The sequence below is a fragment of the Flavobacterium bizetiae genome, assembly GCF_024271895.1.
Classification (GTDB): Bacteria; Bacteroidota; Bacteroidia; order Flavobacteriales; family Flavobacteriaceae; genus Flavobacterium; species Flavobacterium bizetiae.
Genome location: NZ_CP091861.1, coordinates 2,129,320 through 2,155,530, shown reverse-complemented (window position 1 = coordinate 2,155,530; position 26,211 = coordinate 2,129,320). Strand labels below are relative to the sequence as shown.

General features: G+C 33.7%; 20 protein-coding genes. 16 read left to right on the top strand and 4 right to left on the bottom strand.

The window, feature by feature from the left end:
• Positions 1–256: 256 nt before the first annotated feature.
• The 8 genes from L0669_RS09510 to L0669_RS09475 all read left to right on the top strand — a co-directional run bounded on the left by L0669_RS09510 (position 257) and on the right by L0669_RS09475 (position 9,163).
• Positions 257–1,498 carry a TMEM143 family protein gene (locus L0669_RS09510; protein ID WP_263763027.1) on the top strand — a complete coding sequence of 414 codons (1,242 nt, stop codon included), beginning with the start codon at positions 257–259 and terminating at the stop codon, positions 1,496–1,498.
• Positions 1,499–2,824: 1,326 nt separating this feature from the next.
• Complete coding sequence (locus L0669_RS09505) at positions 2,825–3,289, top strand: Mpo1 family 2-hydroxy fatty acid dioxygenase (RefSeq protein ID WP_263763025.1); 465 nt, start codon at positions 2,825–2,827, stop codon at positions 3,287–3,289.
• A gap of 1 nt (position 3,290) precedes the next feature.
• Positions 3,291–4,001, top strand: coding sequence for an SAM-dependent methyltransferase (locus tag L0669_RS09500; RefSeq protein WP_425250478.1), 711 nt, complete (start codon positions 3,291–3,293; stop codon positions 3,999–4,001).
• A gap of 12 nt (positions 4,002–4,013) precedes the next feature.
• Positions 4,014–4,163 carry a hypothetical protein gene (locus tag L0669_RS09495; protein ID WP_263763021.1) on the top strand — a complete coding sequence of 50 codons (150 nt, stop codon included), beginning with the start codon at positions 4,014–4,016 and terminating at the stop codon, positions 4,161–4,163.
• Between the two features lie 17 nt (positions 4,164–4,180).
• Complete coding sequence (locus L0669_RS09490) at positions 4,181–4,912, top strand: hypothetical protein (RefSeq protein ID WP_263763019.1); 732 nt, start codon at positions 4,181–4,183, stop codon at positions 4,910–4,912.
• A 443-nt stretch (positions 4,913–5,355) separates the two neighbouring features.
• The gene (locus tag L0669_RS09485) at positions 5,356–5,790 is read left to right on the top strand and encodes a hypothetical protein (RefSeq protein WP_263763017.1); all 435 of its coding nucleotides are present in this window, start codon (positions 5,356–5,358) and stop codon (positions 5,788–5,790) included.
• 277 nt (positions 5,791–6,067) lie between these two features.
• A complete protein-coding gene (locus L0669_RS09480; RefSeq protein WP_263763016.1) occupies positions 6,068–6,829 on the top strand; it encodes a hypothetical protein in 762 nt (253 codons plus the stop codon).
• Between the two features lie 129 nt (positions 6,830–6,958).
• Positions 6,959–9,163, top strand: coding sequence for a TonB-dependent receptor (locus L0669_RS09475; protein ID WP_263763014.1), 2,205 nt, complete (start codon positions 6,959–6,961; stop codon positions 9,161–9,163).
• A 339-nt stretch (positions 9,164–9,502) separates the two neighbouring features.
• Here L0669_RS09475 and L0669_RS09470 read toward each other — a convergent pair whose 3' ends face one another.
• Positions 9,503–10,384: a dihydrodipicolinate synthase family protein gene (locus L0669_RS09470; RefSeq protein WP_263763013.1), complete on the bottom strand. Its 882-nt coding sequence runs from the start codon at positions 10,382–10,384 to the stop codon at positions 9,503–9,505.
• Positions 10,385–10,402: 18 nt separating this feature from the next.
• Positions 10,403–10,864, bottom strand: coding sequence for a cupin domain-containing protein (locus tag L0669_RS09465; RefSeq protein ID WP_263763011.1), 462 nt, complete (start codon positions 10,862–10,864; stop codon positions 10,403–10,405).
• A gap of 96 nt (positions 10,865–10,960) precedes the next feature.
• Here L0669_RS09465 and pdxR point away from each other — a divergent pair, with 96 nt between their 5' ends.
• Positions 10,961–12,373, top strand: coding sequence for a MocR-like pyridoxine biosynthesis transcription factor PdxR (gene pdxR / locus L0669_RS09460; RefSeq protein WP_263763009.1), 1,413 nt, complete (start codon positions 10,961–10,963; stop codon positions 12,371–12,373).
• 64 nt (positions 12,374–12,437) lie between these two features.
• On the opposite strand, the gene L0669_RS09455 is transcribed toward pdxR, so the two are convergent.
• Positions 12,438–12,701, bottom strand: coding sequence for a DUF2024 family protein (locus L0669_RS09455; RefSeq protein WP_263763007.1), 264 nt, complete (start codon positions 12,699–12,701; stop codon positions 12,438–12,440).
• Positions 12,702–12,957: 256 nt separating this feature from the next.
• Between L0669_RS09455 and L0669_RS09450 the strand changes: the two genes are divergently transcribed.
• The 7 genes from L0669_RS09450 to L0669_RS09420 all read left to right on the top strand — a co-directional run bounded on the left by L0669_RS09450 (position 12,958) and on the right by L0669_RS09420 (position 24,953).
• Positions 12,958–13,689: a YggS family pyridoxal phosphate-dependent enzyme gene (locus L0669_RS09450; RefSeq protein WP_263763005.1), complete on the top strand. Its 732-nt coding sequence runs from the start codon at positions 12,958–12,960 to the stop codon at positions 13,687–13,689.
• A gap of 30 nt (positions 13,690–13,719) precedes the next feature.
• Positions 13,720–14,433, top strand: a complete 714-nt coding sequence (locus L0669_RS09445; protein ID WP_263763004.1) for an AAA family ATPase — start codon at positions 13,720–13,722, stop codon at positions 14,431–14,433.
• A 287-nt stretch (positions 14,434–14,720) separates the two neighbouring features.
• On the top strand, positions 14,721–16,328 hold the full coding sequence (locus tag L0669_RS09440; protein WP_263763003.1) for a tetratricopeptide repeat protein: 1,608 nt from the start codon (positions 14,721–14,723) through the stop codon (positions 16,326–16,328).
• Between the two features lie 407 nt (positions 16,329–16,735).
• Positions 16,736–22,879, top strand: coding sequence for a M4 family metallopeptidase (locus tag L0669_RS09435; RefSeq protein WP_263763002.1), 6,144 nt, complete (start codon positions 16,736–16,738; stop codon positions 22,877–22,879).
• Between the two features lie 69 nt (positions 22,880–22,948).
• A complete protein-coding gene (locus L0669_RS09430) occupies positions 22,949–23,590 on the top strand; it encodes a porin family protein (RefSeq protein WP_263763001.1) in 642 nt (213 codons plus the stop codon).
• Between the two features lie 301 nt (positions 23,591–23,891).
• Positions 23,892–24,464, top strand: a complete 573-nt coding sequence (locus L0669_RS09425; protein WP_263763000.1) for a helix-turn-helix domain-containing protein — start codon at positions 23,892–23,894, stop codon at positions 24,462–24,464.
• Between the two features lie 303 nt (positions 24,465–24,767).
• Complete coding sequence (locus tag L0669_RS09420; protein WP_263762999.1) at positions 24,768–24,953, top strand: hypothetical protein; 186 nt, start codon at positions 24,768–24,770, stop codon at positions 24,951–24,953.
• Positions 24,954–25,265: 312 nt separating this feature from the next.
• Here the strand turns inward: L0669_RS09420 and L0669_RS09415 are convergent, their stop codons facing one another.
• Positions 25,266–26,207 carry an AraC family transcriptional regulator gene (locus L0669_RS09415; protein ID WP_263762998.1) on the bottom strand — a complete coding sequence of 314 codons (942 nt, stop codon included), beginning with the start codon at positions 26,205–26,207 and terminating at the stop codon, positions 25,266–25,268.
• Positions 26,208–26,211 lie beyond the last annotated feature (4 nt).

Genomic DNA, 26,211 nt, shown 5'->3' with positions numbered 1-26,211 from the left:
ATCAATTATCGTAAAGTTTTAATTTTCAGTTTAAAAGTGAGTTTTATTTTAAGTCACATTCTTTCAAATTTACGATAATATGTAGTACGTTATTTGCAAAATTCTACCGGAAATGTTGTTTGATCTCCATGTTATTACACGCTCTGAGCTTTAAAAGAAAATAACTAAACTTTAATACAAAATCAGTTCAGAAATCAAATTTCCAATGGTATTTTTGCGTTTTAGAAATACCACTAAATTTAAGCCCCAAAAATGTATGAAGCGAGAACATTACATTCCCTTTAACAAGGAATTCTTACTCGAACAACAAATTGCCACTTTCTCTGATGATCAAAAAAAGGTCGAAGATTTCAAAAAATTATTTGATATCATCGAACACTATTTTCATTACGAAGCCTTTAATCTGAACCGAAACTTAAAGCAAAATTATGCCTTATTCGATCCGGATTTAAGTCTCAAAGAACGTCAGGCATTTTTGGGCAAAAGCGATTTTGCTGTCTTTAAAGAAACCCTTCTAAAAGTTTTAGATCAGGGCAATTATCGCCGTGTCGATCAGGAAACTCTCGACAAAGCATTTGAGGATTCAGACTTAATTGGCCTGAATCTTTCTATAGATTTTAATGCTTTCAAAGATTACGAATTGTACGTTCGCGGGCATCATCAGGCAAAAGAAAAAGTAAAGAAATATATTTTCTGGAAAAAAGAAATCGACATCGAATACTATGATCGCGTCCTGATTTACCTCAACTATAACGAAAAAGAATACCTGAGCGAAAACAAAGTCAAACTGGGCAAAATGCCAATTGATCCGGGAACAATTGCCTTAAAAATCTTTAAGCGTGTACCTAAAAACGATCTCGAAACCATTTTTCCTAATGCCATACCAAGAATGTCAACACGAGACAAATTATTCTTTTGGGTTCCCGGTATTGGCGGTGGAATCTCGTTGTTGAGTACCACCGTAATTCCGGCTCTGATAGGTATGTATGCCGCGTATCAGTCTGGCGAAACTATCGATTTATTAAACAGCAAAGCCTCTCTAAATCAAGGCCTAATTGCCCTTGGTGTTTTGTCGTTGTACCTTTTTCGTCAATACAGCAATTTTGTCAACAAGAAAATCAAATATTCTAAAATACTTTCAGACAGTCTTTATTTTAAGAACCTCGGAAACAACAGCGGCGCCTTTTACTCGCTCCTAAATTCATCCGAAGAAGAAGTACTTAAAGAAACCATTTTGGCCTATACTTTTTTACACCAAAGTGAAAAACCCCTAACCGCACAAGAACTCGATGACCAAATAGAATCCTGGTTCAGGACAAAGCTCAACACCGATCTTGATTTTAATGTAAAAGACGCTTTAACCAAACTAAAAAACATTGGCTTTGGGATAGAAACCAACGGAAAATGGGAAGTTATTTCGCTAAACAAAGCCCTCGTAACCATTGATGAATTATGGGATAATGTTTTTGATTATGCCAATACAACTGTAAATATTTAGGAGCTGTTTCCTGCTATCCACTTGTATCTTTTATGGTGAACCCCACCATAAAAGGATACCGCTTCTATCAGGGCTAGGCAATTGTTTTCATGAGAAATTCCCGCAATCTTGTCATCCCGAGGAACGAGGGATCACACTAGTAATTCCGCAATCTTTGTCGAGCTTCTTGTGTGATCCTTCCTGTGTCAGGATGACAAATACTTTGGGGTTATATTGAACGTAAAGCATGCGACACAAATCAACTATAAGATTGTCACCCTGAACGAAGTCGAAGGGCAATCCAATTAAAATGAGGGCTTCGACTCCGCTCAGCCTGACAATTAATACGACAAAATCATGTTCAACATGGGTCAACGCATTTTTGTCATCCCGAGGAACGAGGGATCACACTAGTAATTCCGCAATCTTTGTCGAGCTTCTTGGGTGATCCTTCCTGCGTCAGAATGGCAAATACTTTGGGGTTATATTGAACGTAAAGCATGCGATATAAATCAACTATAAGATTGTCACCCTGAGCGAAGTCGAAGGGCGATCCAATTAGAACGAGGGCTTCGACTCCGCTCAGCCTGACAATTAATACGACAAGATCATGTTTAACATGGGGCAACGCATTTTTGTCATCCCGAGGAACGAGGGATCTCCGTTAGTAGCTCGACAATCTACATATACTTTATGTTAGTTTCTTGTGAAGATCCCTCGTTCCTCGGGATAACAAGATTGTGTATATTTCTGTTTTTACATTTTATAGTTTTTCTATCTTTATCAAATGGTTACAATATCAAGCAAAAATGAATAATGTAAAAACTTTTTCAATTTTTATAACAACAATATTCGTATCAGGCTTTCTGGTTGCCAGGTTTACACAACAATTTAGATATATAGAACATCTCAGATGGATTTATCATTTTGGCTGGATTTCCTGCTATATTTTTCATTTTACAGCTTTAATTTCATCCTTTATCTTCTTAATTTGCCTTCTTAAAAAAGATCTCAATTTAAATATCAAATATAAATTCCTGTGGATTCTATTAGGATTAATTCCATTTTTAGCTTGGATTATGTTTGCTCTTTATTTTTTGATAAATATTAATTTTATCACTAATACTTAAGCACCTCATCAGTATTACCCCCCAGTTTGTCATTCAAATATAGTATGCAAAAATCCGTATAAATCCGCGTTTTCGCATAGCGAATCCGTCTCATCCGCGTACAATTTAAACCCCATTTCCATATAATTTTTTCAATTAATTTTAAGTCAAATTCATAAATCGATCAACGAAAAAGAAATTTGATTAGATTTACGCAACTAACCTCAAAACCAAAACAATGAGAACATTAGAACAATGGTTTGATGAATATGCCGTAAGTCATCAAAACCCAAAAAACAAAGCGATACATTATGTATGTGTTCCTGCAATTTTCTTTTCTATCGTAGGATTATTAATGAGCATCCCAAGTGGTTTTATTGCCAATACGCTACAATTAAATGCACCTATTATCGAAAACTGGGCCGTTGTAGTCCTGATTTTTGTGCTCATTTTTTATATCAGGTTATCCGTGGCAATGGCCATTAAAATTGCGATTTTCTCAGCGATTTGTCTGATTGTAAATTATTATATCGGTCAATTTGTTCCGTTATGGATTTTCTCTATTGGCGTTTTTGTCATCGCCTGGATCGGGCAATTTTACGGTCATAATATCGAAGGCAAAAAACCCTCTTTCTTAAAAGATCTTCAGTTCCTGATGATTGGTCCTGCATGGGTTGTAGAAAATTTGTTTTCTAAGAAGTAACATGAAAGCAGATAAAACTAGCCGAACTGCCCAATATATGGCACTATTTAGAGCCTTGGAAACAAAACTAAATAAAAAAGATCGCTTATTTTCAGATCCTTATGCAATACATTTTCTGGATCCAAAATTAAGATTCGCTACCCGCATGTCTAAGTATCCTTCAATTAGAAAATACATTCAGAATACGATACAAAAAAAGATTCCGGGCGCTTTTTCTTCAGGACTTGCCAGAACGAAATATATTGATGAATTGCTGCAAACTGCTGTTTTAGATGGTGTACAACAAGTAATAATTCTGGGAGCAGGTTTTGACACAAGGGCACTAAGACTTGATTTCTTAAAATCAATTCCGGTTATAGAAATTGATCATCCCAACACTTCAAATTATAAAATCGAAACTTATAAAAAAAGGATTGGTAAAGTTCCGGAAAATGTTAGTTTTCTTCAAATTGATTTTAATAAACAGGATCTTGAGCAATTAGCAGCGCAGCATAATTTAGATTTTACCAAACCTACTGCCATAATTTGGGAAGGGGTTACCAATTATTTAACCAAAGAAGCTATTCAGAATACTTTTTCTTTTATTTCAAAATTTGCCCAAAACAGTCACATTATCTTCACATATGTACACAAAGAAATAATAGAAAATCCAAAATCATTTGTAGGCGGCGAAAAACTTCTTACAGATCTTGATAAACTTGAAGAACACTAGACTTTTGGTTTTATGCCGAATGAATTATCGAATTATCTAAATCAATTTAATATCAAGCTCATCGAAGATTTAGGTGCAACTGAATATCGTGAAAAATACCTGCCTAATCGAAGCGAAAAGGGCTACGAGTTTTATAGAACTGCCTTAGGAATAAAACAATAATCAGCTACCTTTATAACATGACAAAATCGATACTTCTCGTTTTATTATTTTCGATAATAAGCTGCTCCCAAAAAAGCAAAGAACAAAGCGTATCTCTGCCTAAAAAAGTCATCACAAAAAAAGAGATCATCAAACCTGAAACTAAAACAGATACCACAAAAACTATTTTAGAAGAAGCTTTTACAGATAGTACTCAGGTTGGAACGAAAGGAAAATTTAAATTAACCGTCAACCAATTTAGAACGGATGACAGCACGTATGTCGAAATTAATCTGTTTGAAAAAAGAAACAACAAATGGATTACTCAACAAAATTTAGAGTATCTAAAAGATGGCGTAACCAATTGCGAACCTGAACTAAACGATTTCAATAACGACGGATTCAATGATCTTACCTTTAAATCTTCGGTTGCGGCAAGAGGCGCCAACGAAATTAGAAAATTGCTCATTTTTAATCCCTCCAAAAAGGAATTTGTTTTAATGAAAAACTCCGATAATTATCCTAATCTACAATATAACGAACTTTTAAATTGTGTAGATGCCTGGCTGGTTTACGGCGGAAGTTCGACCGTATTTCTAAAAATAGAAAAAGATAGCTTAAGAGAGTTTGCCGGAGTTTCGCTAGATAATGATAACAGAGAAATTTATATTATCGATAAAAAAGGAAAACGCAAAACGGTAAAAAACGAAATTGTAAAGAATCTGGAAGTTTATACACGATATAAAAATTATAATCCTTTGACTGAGTAGGAATTACGAAAAGAAAAAAATCAACAACTAAATAATAATTCAAATTGTTATACGGTGAACCCCATATCGAGACCAAACTAAGTTTATTTCTCGAAATTACAATTCTCTTTATTATATCAGTAGCTATTTCTATTCTAGCAATAACTATTGCCAGAAAATGGAATGTTATTAGTTTCTCAAAAGTGCTAAAATCAAATTTATCGCTATTTGGGACATTAATTGGCGTATATATAATTGGCTTTAATTTGCACTTTTACATTGTAAGTTTCAGTCGAAAAAATGACTTAATCGAGAAAGTTTTTTACGTTTTATTTTTCTTAATTCTATTTCTAATTCAGGCATTTTTTATTTTAAAATATTTTTACAAAAACACTAAAGAGCCATTTTTAAAAAGATATAAAGTATTAATTGTGTTCCTGTATTTTGTTTCTTTAGTTTATATCTTGATCAATTATTTTCCGCGAGACGCATATGATAAGTATCTTACGCATACTAAAACCTACACTTATTTACCTACTCAGGATAATAAAACTTTGCTAGACAATTCAACACTAAAAATTGATTCCGCAATTTCGGATATTGACTATTATAGTGATAAAAACACTGTAGAGAAAGACCTGAATTTTACAATCTATTTTACTAGTACACACAAAGAAAATGTTCCTTTTAATTTTAAAGCACTCGATTCTACAAATCAATTTGGAGGATCAACTAACCAAATAAAATATAAAGAACTTTATCTGAGAAAACTTAATGACTCGATAATGATTATATTGGAAGAAGTGAATTTTAAGAATAATATAGGATGGGATAATCCGAGAAATACGGATACAATTGTATTTGTAAAAAGAAAAACAACAATCAAAAAATATCCTTGATAAAAGTAAAAATCTTCGTAACGAGAGACTTCGACTTCGCTCAGTCTGACAATGTTTAGAATGTTTTTTTGCGCAATCTTGTTATGAAAACGAGTGCCCTAGCCCCGATAGAAGTGGAAATCCTTTTGTGGCGGTGTTCGCCACAAAAGATTGAAACGGATAGCGGGATTAGCTCCTGAAAAAATGCTTTATCATAACAATCAAAACAAAAAAACATATTTAATTTCTTTAAAATTTTACATTAACTTTATCATTATCAAACCAATACACTGGCGATATGAAAATAGATATAAACGATGAAATTAAAATTGAGAGTTATGACGTTTTCACCTACAGAAGAATCAGACGTGCTATTGGATATCTGGGTATAAGTCTTCCTATACTTTTGGTTGGGCTTTCATTCATTTCTTATTTTCAAACTCCCGTTCAGCATTCTATCAGTCATTATTATTATACGCATCTTAGAGAGTTTTTTACCGGAACTTTGTGTGCTGTTGGTTTATTTTTAATTCGGTATAAAGGTCATGGAAATGCTTCGATCTGGAAAAATGATAATTTACTCACCAATATTGCCGGAATCATGGCTTTGGGCGTTGCCTTCTTTCCCACTACTCCCATTCCTGAAGAAAATAAAATAGAAACCAGAATTTACACACTAATTCCGTCTACTCAGGAATGGCTCCGCTGGCTTCATTATGGTTTTGCTGCTCTTTTATTCCTGATAATGGCTTTACTGGCCATAAATGTTTTTACGATAGGGCAAAAAAACGAGACCAGAAGTCCCAAAAGCATCTTAAACGAAAATAATATTTACAGAACTTGTGGTTATGCCATCATACTATTTGTTGTTTTGGTGCCAATATCAGAGAAATTAGATCGGTTTGAGTATTCTACTTTGGTTCTCGAGGCATTGTCTCTTTTTGCTTTTGGGATTGCCTGGTTAATAAAAGGTCGTACATTGGGAGATAGCGGTATAACGGGCGAAATGCTTTATCAGGAAAAGAACAAAATTGATACTGAAAAAATATTAGAAGAATAAAGACTTTTAAACCATTAAATTAAAAATAAACTTTTTCTTACATTTAACAAATTTTATTTTAAATTCTCTGCTTGTTAGGTTACTTTTGCATTTTTAAAAATACTAGTAAAAGTTTAGCCCCCCGTTCTCATGAGATTATTATTTGTTCTTGGAATTTTTATTTTATCCTTTTCCGTAAATGCACAGTCTGTAAAGGGCGTTATTACAGATACCAACGGAAAGCCTCTCGAAGAGGTTTTAATTCACAATCTTTTTTCGAAAACACATGCTCACAGCGATAGTAACGGAAAATTTACTATCGAAAACAGTAAACCCGAAGACAGTTTACAAATCACTAAACAAGGTTTTATTACTGAAAATATTAAAATCCTGACCAACGATTTACTTACAATTTCTCTCGAAGAAAAACCCTTTTTACTTGAAGAGGTCAAGATTACCAATAACCTGAAATACCTTAATACGATTTCTAAAATAGATTTAGAAATTCAGCCTATCTCTAATTCGCAGGATTTAATGCGTAAAGTTCCAGGGCTTTTTATTGGCCAGCATGCCGGAGGAGGAAAAGCAGAACAAATTTTCCTAAGAGGATTTGACTGTGACCACGGAACAAATATTAGCGTATCTGTAGACGGAATGCCCGTAAACATGGTTTCTCATGGCCATGGTCAGGGATATGCCGATCTGCATTTTGTGATTCCGGAAACTGTTGACAATATCGATTTTGACAAAGGTGCTTACTTTGCAGATAAAGGCGATTTTACTACTGCGGGTTATATTGCTTTCAACACTAAAAAAGCCTTAAAAAACAGCTCCGTATCTTTTGAATTGGGACAGTTTGATACCTACAGAACTGTTGCTTTATTCAATTTATTAAATACTGAAAATCAATCGGCTTATTTTGCCGGAGAATACATGATGACAGATGGTTATTTTGATGCTCCGCAAAACTTTAACCGTATTAATTTATTTGGAAAATATTCTGCTAAAATTAATAACGGAGATCAGCTTGCCATTTCTGTATCGCATTTTAAAAGTCAATGGGATGCGAGCGGACAAATTCCGGATCGTGCGGTAAATAGCGGTATGATTTCCCATTTCGGTGCCATTGATTCTAATGAAGGAGGAAATACTTCAAGATCTAATATCAACCTTCAATACGATTCGAAAATTGATGATTATTCTCAAATTAAAAACACGGCTTACATAAGCAAATACGATTTTGAATTGTTCTCGAATTTTACTTTTTTCCTGAATGATCCTGTAAACGGAGATCAGATCAGACAAAGAGATAATAGAACAATTGTAGGTTTCCAGTCTGAATACGATCGTAAAATCGATGATCAATGGAGTTTTAAAATTGGGGCAGGATTACGAAATGACAACAACAAAGGTCTTGAATTATCGCATACCGTAAACCGCAAAACTGTTTTAGAGTATTTAAGTCTTGGAGATGTAAACCAGACCAATCTTTTCTCTTATGCCAGTGCTGATTTTACAACAGGAAAATGGCTTATCAATACGGGATTGCGTTTAGACTATTTTAAATTTGGTTACGAAGATCAATTGGCACCAACGTATAGCAATCAAACTCAGACAAAAGCAATTGTAAGCCCTAAACTGAACTTTTTATATACTCAGGATAACACTTTACAATATTTTTTAAAATTAGGAAAAGGGTTTCATAGTAATGATGCCCGTGTGGTTGTCGCTCAAAAAGGTCAAAAAATCCTTCCTGAAACTTATGGAGGAGATTTGGGAATTAACTGGAAACCATTTCCGAGAATGATCATCAATTCGGCACTTTGGTATTTATATCTGGCACAGGAATTTGTATATGTAGGAGATGAAGCCGTTGTAGAACCAAGCGGAAAAACTGCCCGTAAAGGTTTTGATTTTGGTTTAAGATATCAATTTACCAATTGGTTATTCTGGAATACTGATTATACCTACACACACGCCCGTTCTATAGATGAACCAAAAGGACAGGATTATTTGCCTCTTGCGCCTGTTCATACGTTAACAAGCGGACTTTCGGTGAAGAATTTAAAAGGATTCTCAGGAAGTCTAAGAACCCGTTTTTTAGGCGATCGTCCTGCTAATGAAGATAACTCTGTAGTTGCAAAAGGGTATTGCATTACTGATTTCTCTGTAAATTATCAGATTAAGAAAGTTTCGATTGGTATTAACATCGATAATATTTTTGATACTAAATGGAAAGAAACCCAATTCTTAACCGAAACAAGATTAGCCAATGAAACGGAACCTGTAGACGAAATACATTTTACTGCCGGAACTCCTTTTAATGCACGATTAATTCTGAAATATAGCTGGTAATCAAGGTGTTTTATTTAGTCCCTACGGGACAAATTCTGCCTTGCCTTTATTTTTTTCTACCAATATTTAATCTCTACGAGATATTCTTTTAAATTAAATATGCTGATCTTTAATTTTACTTCACAGATCAAAATCTTTGTAATAGGCTACTCCTTTAGGAGTTAAATATTGGTAGAAAAAATCAATAATGTTATATCAAAAAAATCTTTCGCTAAAGCGAAAGATCGCAAAGGTTTTGTCATTTCTGTTGAATTACGCCTAACTTAAGATTATACTCTGAATCTCAAACAAAAAAGCATAGTAATCAAACTATGCTTTTTAATCCAATATTTATTTTAATTACTTAACCAACTTCAGAATGCGATCTAGTTCCGTTATCTCATTTTCTGTAAGCGGCTGCAAAGGTTTTCTTAAATGCCCGCCTTCTATTCCCTGAAGCTGCAATCCTGATTTAATGGCTCTTGGCAATCCTTTTTCGACTATAAAACGCAACAAATCGATTTGCTTGTAGAATATTTTTTGAGCCTCCTGAAGATCATTATTCTGAATAGCATTGTATAAAGCGATGTTGAGTTCCGGAATTAAATTAGGCGCTGCAGTGCACCAACCTGTCGCTCCTGCCGCAAAAGCCGAAAGCGCCAACGGATTAGAACCGTTATAAAATGCTACCGAATCTCCTAATTCTTTCTTGAGATAATGCATTCGCTGAACATCTCCTGTACTTTCCTTGATCATAGTGACATTAGAGATTTCGAGAATTCTCTTTAACAATTTTGGCGACATATCTACTCCTGCCGTAGCCGGATTATTGTACGCCATAATTGGGATCGAAATTTGTTTGGCAACTGCATCGTAGTGTTTTACAATTTCATCATCGCTCAATTTCCAATAGCTCATCGGGATAATCATTACCGCTGTAGCTCCTGCTTTTTCGGCAAATTTAGCATGGTAGATCGTTCTTTCGGTGGTAAGGTTTGACACTCCCACTAAAATAGGTGCTCTGCCTTTTACCTGTTCTATGGTGGCTTCTGTAATTGCTTCTTTTTCCTGATCCTTCAGGTAAGGCATTACTCCTGTACTGCCTAAAGGAGCAATACCGTGAGAACCCGACACTATTAATCTTTCTACTAATTGTTTATAAAGTAAAATATCGACTTTTTCGTTGGCATCAAAAGGCGTAATGGGATACGCAATGATGCCTTTAAATGGAGCGTTTTTCATTTCTTTCTGCTGTTTTTTTTATAAATCTCTTCCTTCTTCTTCTCTTAGTGCTACTCCTAAATTTTGCAATTGTGGCGCATTTTCTGTGGCGATATATTTGGCGTTTTCAGAATCGCTTAAGTTTTGATGTCTGTGCCAGGTCCATGCAGGAATATAAACCGCATCGCCCGCTTTCCATTCTACTTTTTGATCTTCAATTTCGGTATATCCTGAACCTTCAATGACATACAATAATGTTTCGTACGTATGTCTGTGTCGGTTGGTTAATTGTCCCGGTAATAATCCGCCAATGGTCATGCTTACATTTTTGCTTGGCAAATCGACAAAGAAAACCGGATGTTTTCTTTCGGTCGAAAATTGATTGTGTTCTCCGGCATTTTCAACATTTCTGTGAATTAATTTCTCCGGCATTACAAAGCTTGGTCGGGCAAAGGTTTGGTGAAAATCTTTTGATGAGAATTTTTTTTCTGTTGTTTCCATGGTATTTAATTTAAGTTCCTGCATTATTGCTTCACAAAATTATCTTAACTTTGGTCTGGAGATATAGCACAGTTTTAACATAAACAGATAGTCCAGATGTTGCGACCTTGGCAATTAGAAATTCAGTTAGACAAAAAATCGAATACGGCATTGTACCTACAAATTGCCGATGCCATTATCAATGCCATAAAATCTGGTACATTAACAAGTGGAAATGCTTTGCCCGGAAGCAGACAATTAGCGGGTTTACTTCATGTAAACCGCAATACGGTAATTGAAGCCCTTGATGTACTGATCGCCGAAGGCTGGCTGATTACAATGGACAGAAAAGGAACTTTTGTTGCGGACATATTACCCGAAACTACTGCTGAAAAAAAACAAAAACAGAAAATAAATACCAAACAAGAGGAAATCAGGTCTCATCTCGTTTTTGACGATGGCCTTCCGGACAGCCGCCTTGCTCCTATGACTGATCTGGCGCGCGCTTACAGAGAAATTTTCAACAGAAAATCGCGCTGGCAAATCATGGGTTACAGTAATGAATTTGGTAACACTGAATTTAGAAAAGCAATCGCCCAAATGCTTAATTTTAAAAGAGGAATGAATATTTCTCCGGATCAAATTTGTATTACGCGAGGCAGCCAGATGGCGATGTATCTTGCAGCGCATTCTTTATTCTCGAAAGGAGATTATGTTATGATCGAAAATCCGGGATATAAACCTGCATGGAAAGCGTTTGAAAGCGCCGGTGCAACTTTGCTTCCTGTAAATATTTCCAGCGATGGTTTAAATCTGGATGAAGTCGAAGCATACTTAAAAAAGTACAAGACTATAAAAGCGATATACGTTACACCACATCATCAATTTCCGACCACGGTAACAATGAGCCTTAAAAAAAGATTAAAGCTTATTGAACTTTCTAATCAATACGGATTTACAATTATTGAGGACGATTATGATCATGAATTTCATTTTGGCCAGCGCCCTATTTTACCAATTTCGAGTTATGAAAGTACTCAAAACTTTATTTACATTGGTACTTTAAGTAAGATTGTGGCTCCTGCATTGCGTATTGGCTATTTGGTCAGTACGGTAGAAAATATCGAAAAAGTAGGCGAACATAGAAAGATAATCGATGTTCAGGGCGATAATATCATGGAGGAAGCCGTATTGCATCTTATTAATGAGGGAATCATTAAAAGACATTTAAAAAAAACGAATCTTATTTATAAAGCAAAACGGGATTATTTTGAAAGTCTCTGTAATCAATACTTAAAAGATAAAATTACATTTGCTAAACCGGAAGGAGGTTTGGCTTTTTGGATTGTTCCGAAATCTGAAATTGACATCGCATTTGTTTGTCAGCAATTACTAGGCAAAGGCATTAAAATTATGAACCCTGAAAATTTTAGTTTTACAAATTCGGCATCAGGATTTAGATTAGGTTATGCGTCGCTGACAGAACAACAAATGGAGGAAGGAATTATTGCTCTCTCAGAATATCTGTAAAAAAAAGACTGAAAGCAAAACACTTTCAGTCTGTAAACTTTCCAATTCTATTTTGGTACAATCATTAATTACAGTTTTCCATTTCGATAATAGAAAAACCATTTTCTCTAATTTGGTTTTCTACTTCTGCAGGCGCTTTATCAATATGACAAAATCTACATTCTTTTGAAGTTAAGGGCTGACCTTCCTGCGAAACTGTTTTTAGATAACTTTTTCCAAATTCAAAAATTTCATTTTCATCGTTTGTATTTTCGTCTACCAGAATGTCAAAATGCATAATTTTTCCGTCTTTTCGGGTTACATAAGTATCCCATACTGCTACTTTCATAAATTGTTCTTTTTAGTTTTTTTAATGCCAATTGTAATTATTTTAAACACGTAGAAACATAGCTTCTATGTGTTTCATATTTTGATCTTTTTAATAGAACAAAATTACTCCGGTTATTCAGAAGGAGTATAATCCAGTTTTTTGATTTATTCCCAATTACTGGTCTGGTTGCTATTCCATAAAAAAGAAACTGGACTATTTTAAAACCTTAAAACTGGATCAGAATTATAAACCGGACAACTTATAATTTTGCATCATGAAAGAGATGATAATTTCGAACTTAAAAGAGGTTCATAACAGAATCGAAACTGCATGTAAACTTTCGGGCAGAAATGCATCAGAGGTACAATTGTTATTGGCTACCAAAACTGTTCCTGCAGACAAAATCAAAATCGCGATTGATGCCGGAGAAACTTTGATGGGAGAAAACAAAATGCAGGAATTGCGGGATAAAGATTCTGACCTGAAAGGCTTAAATATAGAACGTCATTTTATTGGTCATCTTCAAACCAATAAAATAAAAGATGTGCTCAAATATGTTACGTGCATTCAGTCTTTAGACAGGTTAAATCTTGCCGAGGAACTGGACAAACAATTGCAAAAAGAAAACAGAAACCTGGACGTTTTTGTACAAGTAAATACTTCGTTTGAAGAAAGTAAATTTGGACTTCCGCCTCATGAGGTAGTTTCTTTTATTCATAAAATCAAGAAATACAAAACCTTAAAAATAAAAGGTTTGATGACGATTGGTTTACTAGATGTCGACAAAGAAAAAATGCAGCCTTCTTTAAGATTATTAAGAGAAATCAGGGATGAAATTTATAATGCAAAAATAGACGGAATAAGTGAATTAAAACTCTCTATGGGAATGTCTCAGGATTTGGAACTGGCTATTGCCGAAGGATCTAATATGGTGAGAATTGGAACTTCGATCTTTGGAAACCGCTTTTTAGGAAAAGAGATCTGGAATGAAAATATTGTCGAATAAACTTTAATTTTGCATCAAATAAAAATTGAAATGAATCTATACGAACTTACCGTAAACGATACCGAAAAAATAGCTTTGAACGATTTACTTTTTAGTGAAGAAAATAAAGCTGCTTTAACCCAAACTATCAAAGAGCATCAATATCTTGAAGAATTAAAGAAGTACAATCTTAAAGTAGATAACAAAATATTACTTTACGGACATTCGGGCTGCGGTAAAACTACAACGGCAAAAGCTATTGCAACTGCTTTGAACAAAAATATCGTGATCATCAATTTGAGTACTTTAATTAATGCGCGAATTGGTGAAACATCAAAAAATGTAAAAGCGATATTCGATAAAGCGATCAGAGAAAAATCGGTATTGTTTTTAGATGAATTTGATCAGATTGGAAAAAGCCGTGATAGCGATGATAAAGACGTAGGCGAAATGAGACGTCTTGTTAATACGATCATTCAGTTGATTGATTATTTTCCAACAAATAGTTTACTTATTTGTGCGACCAATCATTATCATACCATTGATACTGCTTTATTGAGAAGATTTCAATTGCGCTTACAATTCGAAATGCCTAATGAAAACGAATTAGATCTTTATTATGATAAGTTACTAACTGCCTTTCCTGATCATTTACAAGACATTCCACGTAAGTATACAATTTCTTATGCTGAGGCTAAAGATTATGTAAATACTACCATGAAAAAGCAAATTATTGCAGAGCTGGAAGTACAGAAGTTGTTGTAAAAATCGAATATATAAATTATAAGTCTGCACGATCAATTGATTGTGCAGACTTTTTTTTTGCCTAATTTGAAGTCTTGATTTTTCAATAAAAAACTAAAAAACAATTTATTATAGTAACTCCCTCATATTTAAAAATTGAGTTCCATCTTTCCATTTTCATTCTATTTTGTTTTTATTCAATAATATTCAGAAGAAAACAACACAAACCAAAATTTGTCGTTTTACAGTATTCTGATCCTTTTTATTTTGTTTAATTTTGAAATTCTTCTTTATATTTTTTAAACACAATGGCACGATTATTTTCCATTTTTTTTCTTATCCTTTCTTTTACCAGTTATTCTCAGTCAACGAAGGAAATGATTGATAGTCTGAATAGCATCAACGATCATCAGAAAAAAGTCGAATTGTGTCAAAAAATTGCTTTAGACCTGCAAAAAACAGATTGGGACAGAGCATTAAAATACATCGAATTAGCCGAAACTGAAGCAAAAAAAGCAAAAGAATCAGAGGTAACTTTGGCCAATGTTTACATTACGACAGGTAAAATGTATGCCTCAAAAGACGTTTTGGATATCGCTTTACAATATTATTTGAAAGCCTATGATATTTATAAAAACAACGAAAACCTTGAAGAAATAGCCAAACTAGAAAACAACCTCGCTATTATTTATGCCGTAGGAAATAATAAAGAAAAAGCATTAAAATATTTCCTGAATGTATATCGCTACCAACAATCTAAAAATGATTCGGTTAAGCTCGTAAAGATCTTAAACAATATAGGTACTTTATATCTGAATAAAAATTTAGACTCTTCGTTATATTACTACCAAAAAGCTTATTCGATAAATAAGGTCATAAAAGACAATGCTTTAAAGGCTAACGTTTGTACCAATTTAGCAAGAGCCTATGCTTTAAAAAAAGACAAAACAAATGCTGATCATTATTTTGATGAAGCGTTTTCTTTATTAAACAATCAGGTTGATAATTTAGGAAAAGCCTTTGTCTACGAATCGTTTTCTGAGTACAAGCTGAAAGAAAAAAAGTACGATGATGTAATTGTAAATGCAAAAAAGGCATTAGAATTACGCAAAGAAAATCTCTATACCTACTCAGGTTTAAACCTGAACAAAATACTCTATCAGGTATATGTTAGCAAAGAAGATTATAAAAATGCCGTTTACTATTTTCAAAAATACAATGCGATCAACGATAGTATTCATGTCGAAGAAAAAGCAGTAAATATTGAAAGAATAAAGCTGGAACAGGATTATAAAGTTCGTACCCAGATAAAAACCCTTATCGAACAAAAAAAACTATTCAAGTATTTTGTCGTTGGATTAATACTCGTTGTTGGGATATTAATTCTAATTATTTTATTGATAAAATACCGAAACAGGAATATTAAAAATCAACTCGAACAAGAGAAATTAAAATCGAGCATGCAGGCTTTAAACGAAAGTCTTGAAGCCAAAAAAAAGGTTCTTATAGGAAAAGCAATGGCAGAAATACATCGCACAGATAGTATTAATGAAATCCTGACCGATCTTAAACAAATTAAACTCAAAACAGTTAATAAAGAGATGCAGCAAGCTATTGATATAGTGCTAAAGCGTCTTGAAAAAAATCTGAATACCGATATCTGGAAAGAATTTGAAATAAGCTTTGAGCAGGTTCATAAATCTTTCTTTGATAAATTAACGGTCGACTATCCTTCTCTTACTCCAAAGGATCGCAGATTATGCGCACTGCTATATCTGGATTTAACTACAAAAGAAATCTCTCAAATTACCGGGCAATCCTTTAAATCTATTGAAAATGCCCGAACCAGACTTCGTAAAAAATTTGATTTAACCAACGAAAAGGTAAATCTTTCCACTTATCTGAATACCATTTAGTCTGCATTAACAGCAATTTAAATTAAAATCAATCAACTGATTTAGTTCAACTTATATCATTATGAGTGTTTTTTGGGTGATACTTTTTCACCTGAGAGTGTTTTTGTAATAGTCCTTTTTTTCAAAAACAGATGGCTCCATTCTACATTTACCCAATCGATGTAAATAAACCCGAATGAATGCCAGGAAAAAAAATGCCCCTGCCAAAAGTTTAGAACAACTTTTAGAAGAAGCAAAAACAAAAAAGAAAACCCTTTTAAAGATTCTTGAAAAAATAACAAAAGAAAAACCTAGAGATCAATCACAAAATTGATTTCCTGAAACTGCTTCTATGGTTTGTTATGAACCTTAAAGGCATAATGATTATTTAACTAAGCAAACTGTAATATTAATTTAAATTGAAAAAAATGAACCAAATTTACTTCAAAACCAAGTATTTGTTTGTTTTGTTAGGTCTCTTTGCCTGTTCCGTAGGAATGGCTCAGTCTCCTTTGCAAAATAAACCAAAAGAGGATCTAAAAACCGCAATAGGACCTTCAGTCGTGAGCCAGACAAAAGAACAAAGTTCGACGAAAACGCGTGATCCTAATTACGGTCATGACCATGAGGCTAATCTCTTTACGCAGCAAGAAGAAAAAAAGGTAGGAGGCAAAGAACTTTCTGCAGCAGAAAGCGAAGCAGTTCAAAAACAGGTACAAGAAAGTCTTAAATTATCGGGACAAAATACAACCAATACGATCGAAAAAACAAATGCGCAGGATTCGGTGAGTACAAAAGTTCGATCTTTTGCCAAATCTTCCAACCTGACAGCAAAGAATATTTTCGAAGTTAAAAAAACCGATTTTGATTTATCTGCATCTGATAAAATGCAATTAAAATCAATTTCTGATAATCATGGCAGAACATTGGCCACTTATCAGCAAATGCATAATGCTGTTCCTGTAGAAGGGGCAATTTATAAAGTCAGAGAAAATAAAACTAAGATTGATGCATTTGGTTCTACAGCCAAAAAATTAGCTGTAAGCAGTAATTATAAAATAAATGCGTCGACAGCTTTAGAAAATGCACTTAAAACCATAAATGCAAAGCAATATATTTGGGAGAGTAAAAAATTAGGCGCCTTAGTTAGTAGCGATATTAGCGCTAAACCACAGGGGGAGTTGGTTTATGTTGGTCCTAATTTTTCTTCTGAATTAAAAGAATACTATCTGGCCTGGAAATTTGATATTTATGCGACCAATCCGCAATCAAGCCATACCATATATGTAGATGCCAACTCAGGAAAAACAATTCTAACATTAGATTTAAGCAGAGATGCTACTATTACAGGCCAAAGTCTGGGCAGAGGTAAATCAAGATATTCCGGAGAAGTAGAATTTAACACCAAACAATACGCTGACGGATATCGATTAGAAGGCTTACAAGGAAAATACAAGGTACCAATGGTGACCTGGAATATGAATCATGCCGATAATGCTTCGGATGAGGTAATCACAGAATTTATTGATGAAGATAATATCTGGAACGAATTGCATAACAAAAATAATGATGAGGTCGCTTTAGACATTCATTGGGGTATGCAAAAGACAATCGAATATTATGGCGAAAAATTTAATCGAAACAGTATCGACGATAAAGGAATGACGATTATTGGTCTTGCGCATTTAGGCACTAATGTTGAAAATGCTTCATGGACTGGTGGATGGGCACAATTTGGAGATGGTTACGATAGTCCTTATGTAGGTTTAGGAATTACAGCCCACGAATTAACTCATGGTGTAACTCGTTTCACCGCAGGTTTAATTTATAAAGGTGAATCAGGGGCTTTAAACGAGTCTTTTAGTGATATTTTTGGTGTTTCTGTTGAATTTTATGTTGGAAAAGACAAAAAAGAAGACATCTGGATGCTGGGTAACGAATTGTACACGCACGGAAGTATGAGAAGTATGTCTAACCCAAAAGCGCAGGGTCAGCCGGATACCTACGGAGGAGTAAATTGGGTAAACCCATTAGCGACTTCTTACGACAATGGAGGTGTACATATTAATAGCGGAATTACAAATTATTGGTTTTACCTTTTAAGCAAAGGTGGTCAGGGCGTTAATGACCTTAATAACAGTTACGATGTTAAAGCAATTGGTCTGGCTAAAGCAGAAAAAATTGCCTATATAACGCTAACAGAATATTTATCGCCTTCTTCAAACTTTAGCGATGCTCGTCAGGCAACTTTAATGGTTGTAGAAGATTTATACGGATTAGGTTCTGAAGAATACAAACAAGTTACGAATGCCTGGTATGCTATTGGTGTTGGAACTGCCTACGCAGATAAACAAATAATGCTTGTTTCTGTTGAAAAACCAACTGTTACTTGTGCTTCTTTAAAAGGAGATGAACCTTTTTATTTTAAAATTAAGAATACAGGAACTACTGTAATTAAAGCAAATGAAAGTCTAAACTACAAATTAAGATTGATCTTACCAGGATTTGGCGGCAGATTGAATACTGTTTATACTAACGATGGTATTATTAGCTTAGCTAAAGATTTGGCAGTAGGTGAAGAAACCACTATAAAAATTCAGGACAATCTTCCTTACAACATAAGTGCAACTTCTTTAAACTATGTAGAAATTAAATTTGATTTTAAACCTATTGCAGAATTTGGCGCAAAAGACGGAGTTTCTTTCGCTTATAATTTTGTAAATCCGCCGGCGCCAAAAGATTTTGATCTTAAAGTGGCAGGATTAAATCTTCCTGCCTACTCAAGTACGGGATTATCTGCAAGCCATTCTTTAGCAGTTACAATATCTAATTTGGGCTGTCAGGATATTCCAGCGGGAGCTCAATTAAAAATAGGATATCAGGATAAAACTGCAGGAAGTCAGACTGTATGGAAAGACGTTACACTAGATACAGCTTTAAAAAGCAAATCAGAAGTAACAATTTCTTTTGGTACTACAGTCGATTTATCTTCAACTGGATTACATACTTATGAGGCTTTTGTAAATTATAGTCAGGATCCTGTAACTACTAATAACAGCGGAATAAGCGCTGTTTACAATGGTATTGTAAATCAATTTCCTTACAATCAAAATTTTGAAGGAACTCCTGGAGGCTGGTATTCAGAATCACTGGCTACAAATCAAAAATTTACATGGCAGGCATCTTCTTATTCATTTAGAGATACCAACTCAAAATATTTGTGGGCTACGACACAACTGGGGAATACTTCTGAAAGAATGGCCCTAAATGCTGATTTTACGCTTAGATCACCAATATTTGATTTCACTAATGTCGCGTTTCCTTATGTGGAGTTTGATATCATTTCTTTGTTTGAAAATGGATACGACGGATTAATTGTTGAATATTCTGAAGATAATCAAAACTGGAAAAAAGTTACAGGTATCGATTATCCATCAACTTTACATTATGATGATGCAGGTGTATTATCAGGACCATGGTTTACCGGAATTAATAATGATTTCAAGAAAAAACCATTCGGAATTCGCTTAAACGAACTTGCAGGTAAAAAAGGAGCGATTCGTTTCCGCGTTGTTACAGATGATTATGCAGATGGCTTTTTAGGAGCTTTCCTGGATAATATTCACGTAGATAATGCTCCTTACGATTTAGTTCTTACAGATGCGAAACTTGATGCTGGTACATGTGCCATTGATAATAGTAATGCAAAAATAACGACTAAGATCATTAATAATTTTGCAACCACTTCTGAACAGGTTAACGTTACGGTAAAAATTCTCGATGGTGTAAAAAATGAAGTTTTTTCAAAAACAGATAAAGTAACATTAGCATTTGCTAAGTTTAGAGATACTATAACCTACTCTATTCCTAATATCAATTTAAAAACTATTGGTGAGAATACCGTTACGGTTTCTATTTTCCCTGATGATGTGACTAAGGATATCAGACCAGACGATAATTCATTCACGTTAACTTATGATAACTGGAACAATGAAGATCTAAAAGTATCCTCACTTCCGTATACAATGGATTTTGAAGATGCATCCAAATATAAAGGATGGAGAACTTCTGAAAATAAAAACGGAACCGGATGGAAACACGGAACCTATAAAAACTTTGCTTCACCGGATTTTTTCGTAACCGATCATACACAATTTATGGCAAGTAACGATGACCAATGCAATTGTGATTCGTCAAACGATATGTTGATCTCTCCGGTATTTGATTTGAGCAATTATAAAACAGCACATTTGTCATTTGATGGTTTTGCTGATGTAAAGAGACTTTCAGACGGATATGTACAAGTAAGTACAGATGGAGGTAAAACCTGGAATACGGTATTTAAAGTACCTTACGTAAACAATTGGATAGAGTATCACGTAGATTTAAGTGCTTACGCAGGAAAACCTTGTGTTCTTGTAGCCTTTAAACATGATGATAATGGATTATTTGCCAGCGGTTTCGCAGTAGATAATATTAAAATTAAGGAAACAGCAGATTATTTGAAGCTGTCTAATTTAAGCGTAGCTCAAATAGTTTATGAAGATGCCACTGTACACGAATTTTTGGTAACGGCAAAGAATGCATCCTATGGAAATATCGATAAAGTGACTATCGAATATCAAATCACTCAAAATGGTGCAGCCGTTGGTGAGCCAGTTGTTTTAGAAAGAAAAGGCGAGATATTGCAATATCAGGGATTAGTTTACAGAATAGATGGCATCCCGCAATTACCGGCAGGAAAATATGAAATTAGCGTAAAACTAATTGCAGACGGACAACCAAAAGAACTGGCAGAAAGCATTAAAGGAACTTTTGAAGTAATTGCAAAAGCACCAATTTTAGATACTGAAACTTTCTCTAATGTACCTGAAGGATCATTATTTGGAACCAAAGGTTTTGTCTCTGGTCAAAGCGATAGAGATTTCCCATGGCAAGCAGTTGTAAAACCAGATAATAAATATCTATCTATTCCGGTAAAAGATCATACAGGAGACAGTGCTGCAACCATGCTTTATCATCCACTTGAAAATGGTTCCAGATACGGAGAATTAATTCTTCCTCTGTATAAATTACCTGAAAATACCACTGCTGTAGAATTTTATTATGCCATCGAAAGTAACACCGACAATTATTTTGCTGTAGATGCTAAAACTGCCGGAGGTGAATGGAATGAAGTATGGAGAGCTACCAAAACGGGAACTTATGCAGATAAAGAATGGCAAAAAGGAACCGCTAACTTAAATAAATATGCCGGAAAATCTGTAATACTACGATTTAGACATTCTTTAGAAAGAGGCTATTCTTATATGGTAGTCGATGACTTAAAAGTAATCAACGCCCCTATGTTGGATGTATCGATGGAAATTTTATCACCAAAAGATGTATGCGGCGGAACTGACTTTAAAGTAAAATTAACCAATAAAGGACAGCTTGCTATTGCAGCAAATGCGATTCAGTTAAATTTAGAATACATCAATACACTTGAAACTATTTCAGAAACTGTTGAAACTGCAATTCCTCTTGATGGAAGCATCGAATATACTTTCAAAAAACAGCCTAAACTTGATGTAAGCGGAGATTCACATATTTTTAATATTAGTGCCAAATTAGAAAACAATACAATTCAGCAAAATACTGAAATCACGAATTATATCTATCAGGGAACAGCATCAGATTTTAAAATATTTGATAATCCAACAATTCACGGATATGCAGGCAAAAGCTTATACATTGACGCTTTAACTAATTTTAATGCTAAAAAACTGAGCGTAGCTTCATACAAATGGAGTACGGGCGATGTTTCTAATGGTATCGAAATAAATAAAGCGGGAGATTATACTGTAACTGTAGTCATGAAAAACGGATGTTCGCTTACAGAAAAAATCACGGCAACATTTGACACTTTTGAATCTGACTTAGCAAGCGGAGCCGTTTGTGGTCCTGAAGTGGTTCTAAATCCGGGAGAGTACAAATCATATGAATGGTTCGACGGCTCAACAGATCAGGAATACGTTACCAAAGAAAGCGGAACTTATTATGTAACAGTTTATAATGAAAACGGAATTGGTAAAATTTTAAGTACAACTATCTCGGTTCTGGATAATAATATTGTACCGGAAATTAAAGTTACCGGCGATAAAAAGCTAACCGCTTCAGTTGATGCAGCTTCCTACCAATGGTATTTAAACGACAGACCTATACCAAACGCAACCGAAAAATCGATCATCGCTATTTGGGAAGGAAATTATAGTCTTCAAATCACTAATAGTAATGGATGCAACAATATCTCGGCACCATTTGATTCAAAAGGTATGCTTCTTGGAAAAATAACAAATTCGTTTAGAATTTTCCCTAATCCGGTTGTAGATAATGTCAATATATTCCTGGCAGATAAAGTCGAAGGAGAAGTACAAATTAATATTTATGCAATGGATGGTAAATCGGTTTGGAATAAAACCTATTCAAGCGTTCCTTCCAATATAAAAATAAGCACATTAACTCCGGGGATCTATATTTTGGATTGCAGCGCTCAAGGCAAAAAATATACTGCTAAGCTTATTAAAAACTAACAAATTACAGACAGAATAAGGTAACTCTCATTTTGGGAGTTACCATTCTTAAACAAATAATATTCGAGTATGAAAAAATCTATGCTAATTATAGGGGCACTTTTTTTAAGTGTGACTGTTATGGCTCAAACTGAAAAAGTCAAATTAGGGGTAAAAGCCGGTTTAAACTTGTCGAGCCTTTCTTTTGATGAAAGTGAACTAAACTCATCAAACAAAACAGGATTTACGGCCGGAATTATGGTCGAAATTCCTTTGGCAAAAAACTTTTCGCTTCAGCCGGAATTGCTGTACAGTCAGCAAGGAACTAAAAGTTCTTTTTCTGATAGCGACGTAACCAATTCACATTATAAAAGTACTATCGACTTAAATTACCTGAATATTCCTGTAATGCTAAAATATTACGTTCTAAAAGGATTGAGCGTACAAGCCGGACCTCAAATAGGTATACTTTTAAAAGCGAACAATAAATATCAGGATAATTTTTTAGGTTATGAAAATCATGAAAGTTTCGACTTAAAAGATTATGCAACTGGCCTTGATACTTCTGTAAATTTTGGATTAGGTTATCAATTCAAAGATAAATTTTATACAGATGCACGATATAACCTCTCTTATTCGAATGTTTTTAAAGAAGGAGATGTTGGTCATTTCATCAATAATGACATGAAAAATAGAGTTTTTCAGATAACGGTTGGCTATTTTTTTAATTGAATTAGTGTTCTTAAAGTTCTTTAAAAACTCAGCATAACCTCTAAAAAACAAAGTCTTTTTAGAAAGGTACTGAAAATCTTTTTAAAGAATTAATAGTTAATTTTAAGGAGTAGAAATTAAATTTTCTGCTCCTTTTTTTGTCTTTCAGTCTAAGATTTAGAAATACTGGTAATAGTTTAAATCAGCATATTCGATGAGAAACAGATACATTTATATCAAATGTCGTAAAAATGTCATAAGAGAACCGTTATCAAATCATACATTTTAAAATAATTTTGGAGAAAAATAAATGATATAAATTATGAATGCTATAGGAAAAAAAATCAGCGACATAAGAAAGTCAAAAGGCTTTACCCAGGAAGAACTGGCAGAACTTTCGAAGGTAAATTTAAGAACGATTCAAAGAATCGAAAACAACAAAAATGAACCGCGAGGAAAAACGTTAAGCCTGATTTGCGACGTGCTTCAAATTGATAAGGCGGATTTGCAGGAATTAAACGAACTCAACCAGCGTAAAACAATTGCTACTTTTATAATTGATGCCGTTTATTTAATTCTTTTAAATTTAGCTATCGTAACTACAATTGGCTATATGACCTTGCCAAATGAAGCCAATATCAATAGTAAAGTTGGTGCTTTACTTTTAAGTTTCTTTATTCCGTTTTTCATTATCCATTTTACACAAAAAATGAAAGCAACAGAACGAGTTCTAAAATTCGGACTTGGATTTGCAGCATATCTTATTTTACTTATATCCGTACAAGGTTTTATTAGCGGATGCAAAATCGGATTCAGCTCCTGGATTTTTTCCTGTATCTTGTTATTTATTGGCGTGTTATTTTATGGGAAAATTTTATTTAAAACTGAGAAATAATCTCACTTTATAAAAACAGATTAAAATCAAGTTAAAAGTATTTGAATTGCGCGAGCCTGTTTCCGAAATTTTTTCTTCTAGATTTAATTCAATTTGTTCAAAAAAACTTCTTATTATTTCCTATATTCGCTCAACAAAAATTAGACATATTATGCAAATAGATCTTAAAAAAGATGGTTTTTAACTATTTTAAGACTAAAATAAACAGATTAAGATAGTTTTTCCAAATTTATCGTAACGAGATAACTAGCAGAATAATCAGAGCAGGAACATCAATAATATAGTTATAAAACATTCAATACTATGGAAAATAAAAAACCAATATCATTTACTTTACTAGTTGTAGTAATCATTTTAGGAGTAACATTGTTCAAGCAATTCGACTTTAAAACCCTGCAATTTGAAAAACCTGCACTGGCAATTCTTTACATTATTGTTTTTGTAGTATCACTTTACTTTCTGATAAAAAGACCAAAAAAGAATATCTAAACACATAAAAAACAGACAAAAAAAAACCTATTTCATTACAAAATAGGTTTTTGTTTTTGACCTTGAAGTCAAATAATTCTAGCTTTTTATTAAAATTTAATTTTTTAAATAACGTTAATCACAGATTTCTGTTTTCTTTAATAAAGGCCTTAAATGCTATACCATTCCTAAAAATCTTTTAGAAATATTTCATTTTAAAATTAAATCGCAAACCATTCCCTGTAAAAGAAAATGAGACAATAAATGATAATTTCATTAAACTTAAATTTAGTTAGTTTTTACTTTTATCGGAGTTTACAAATTTCACGATTGTTACAACAATTTTATTGGTATGTAAATATCAATAATATGAAGATTTTCGGGGTGCAATTTAGGATCGTTTAAATGACTTAAAAAGAAATTTCTATTATCTGGCTGATAACCATTTTCTTCAAACCAAACGTCATAAATATAATTCCAGGTTTTAAAGCAATCAGACATTGTTGCTTCTTTATGAAAAATAGCGTACAATCCACCGCTTATTATTGTATTGCCAATTATCCCTTCTCCCACTATTTCCTGAGGAACAGATAAGCACACATCTGCCTGGAGCATACCAGATATATTAGCATTGCTTCTATAAACGGTTAACGCTTTAGTTTCGGGAAAATTCACCAAATTTCTGGGAGAAGCCCAGCTGAAAAGCTGCTTAAACATCTCCTCAAATGTTTCACTATCATGATTGTGGATGTTGAGATTTCTAATGTAAATAACATTAAATGGCTCAAGTTTTTTAATTTCAAAATCAAGTTTCATAATTTCACTCATTTCAATCTTTTTTAAATTGTTTAATTTGAGTGCAAGGTAATTTTCAATTTCGAACTGCATTTTTCCAATATTGCTATCCATTATACCAATATTGCTATTTTTATATTGCTTTCGCCATTCACTTGGTGTAAGCTGTTTAACTTCGCGAAAACTTCTTGAAAAAGAGGAAATACTCAAGAAACCGCAATCACTGGCTATTTCACTAATTGTTTTTGAAGGATTGTTCATTAAGAAAAATAGAGACCTTTCAATCTTTGCATTTTTTATAAACTCATTGATTGTGGTTCCTGTTACTGCCTTAAAAATTCTATGGAAGTGAAATTTCGAAAAATTAGAAAGACCAGCTAATTTTTCTAAGGAAAGTTCTTCTTGAAGATTTTCTTTGATATAATCTATACTCTTATTGATTCTAAAGTAATATTCTTTTATCGATTCTTCCTTTGTCATGCTT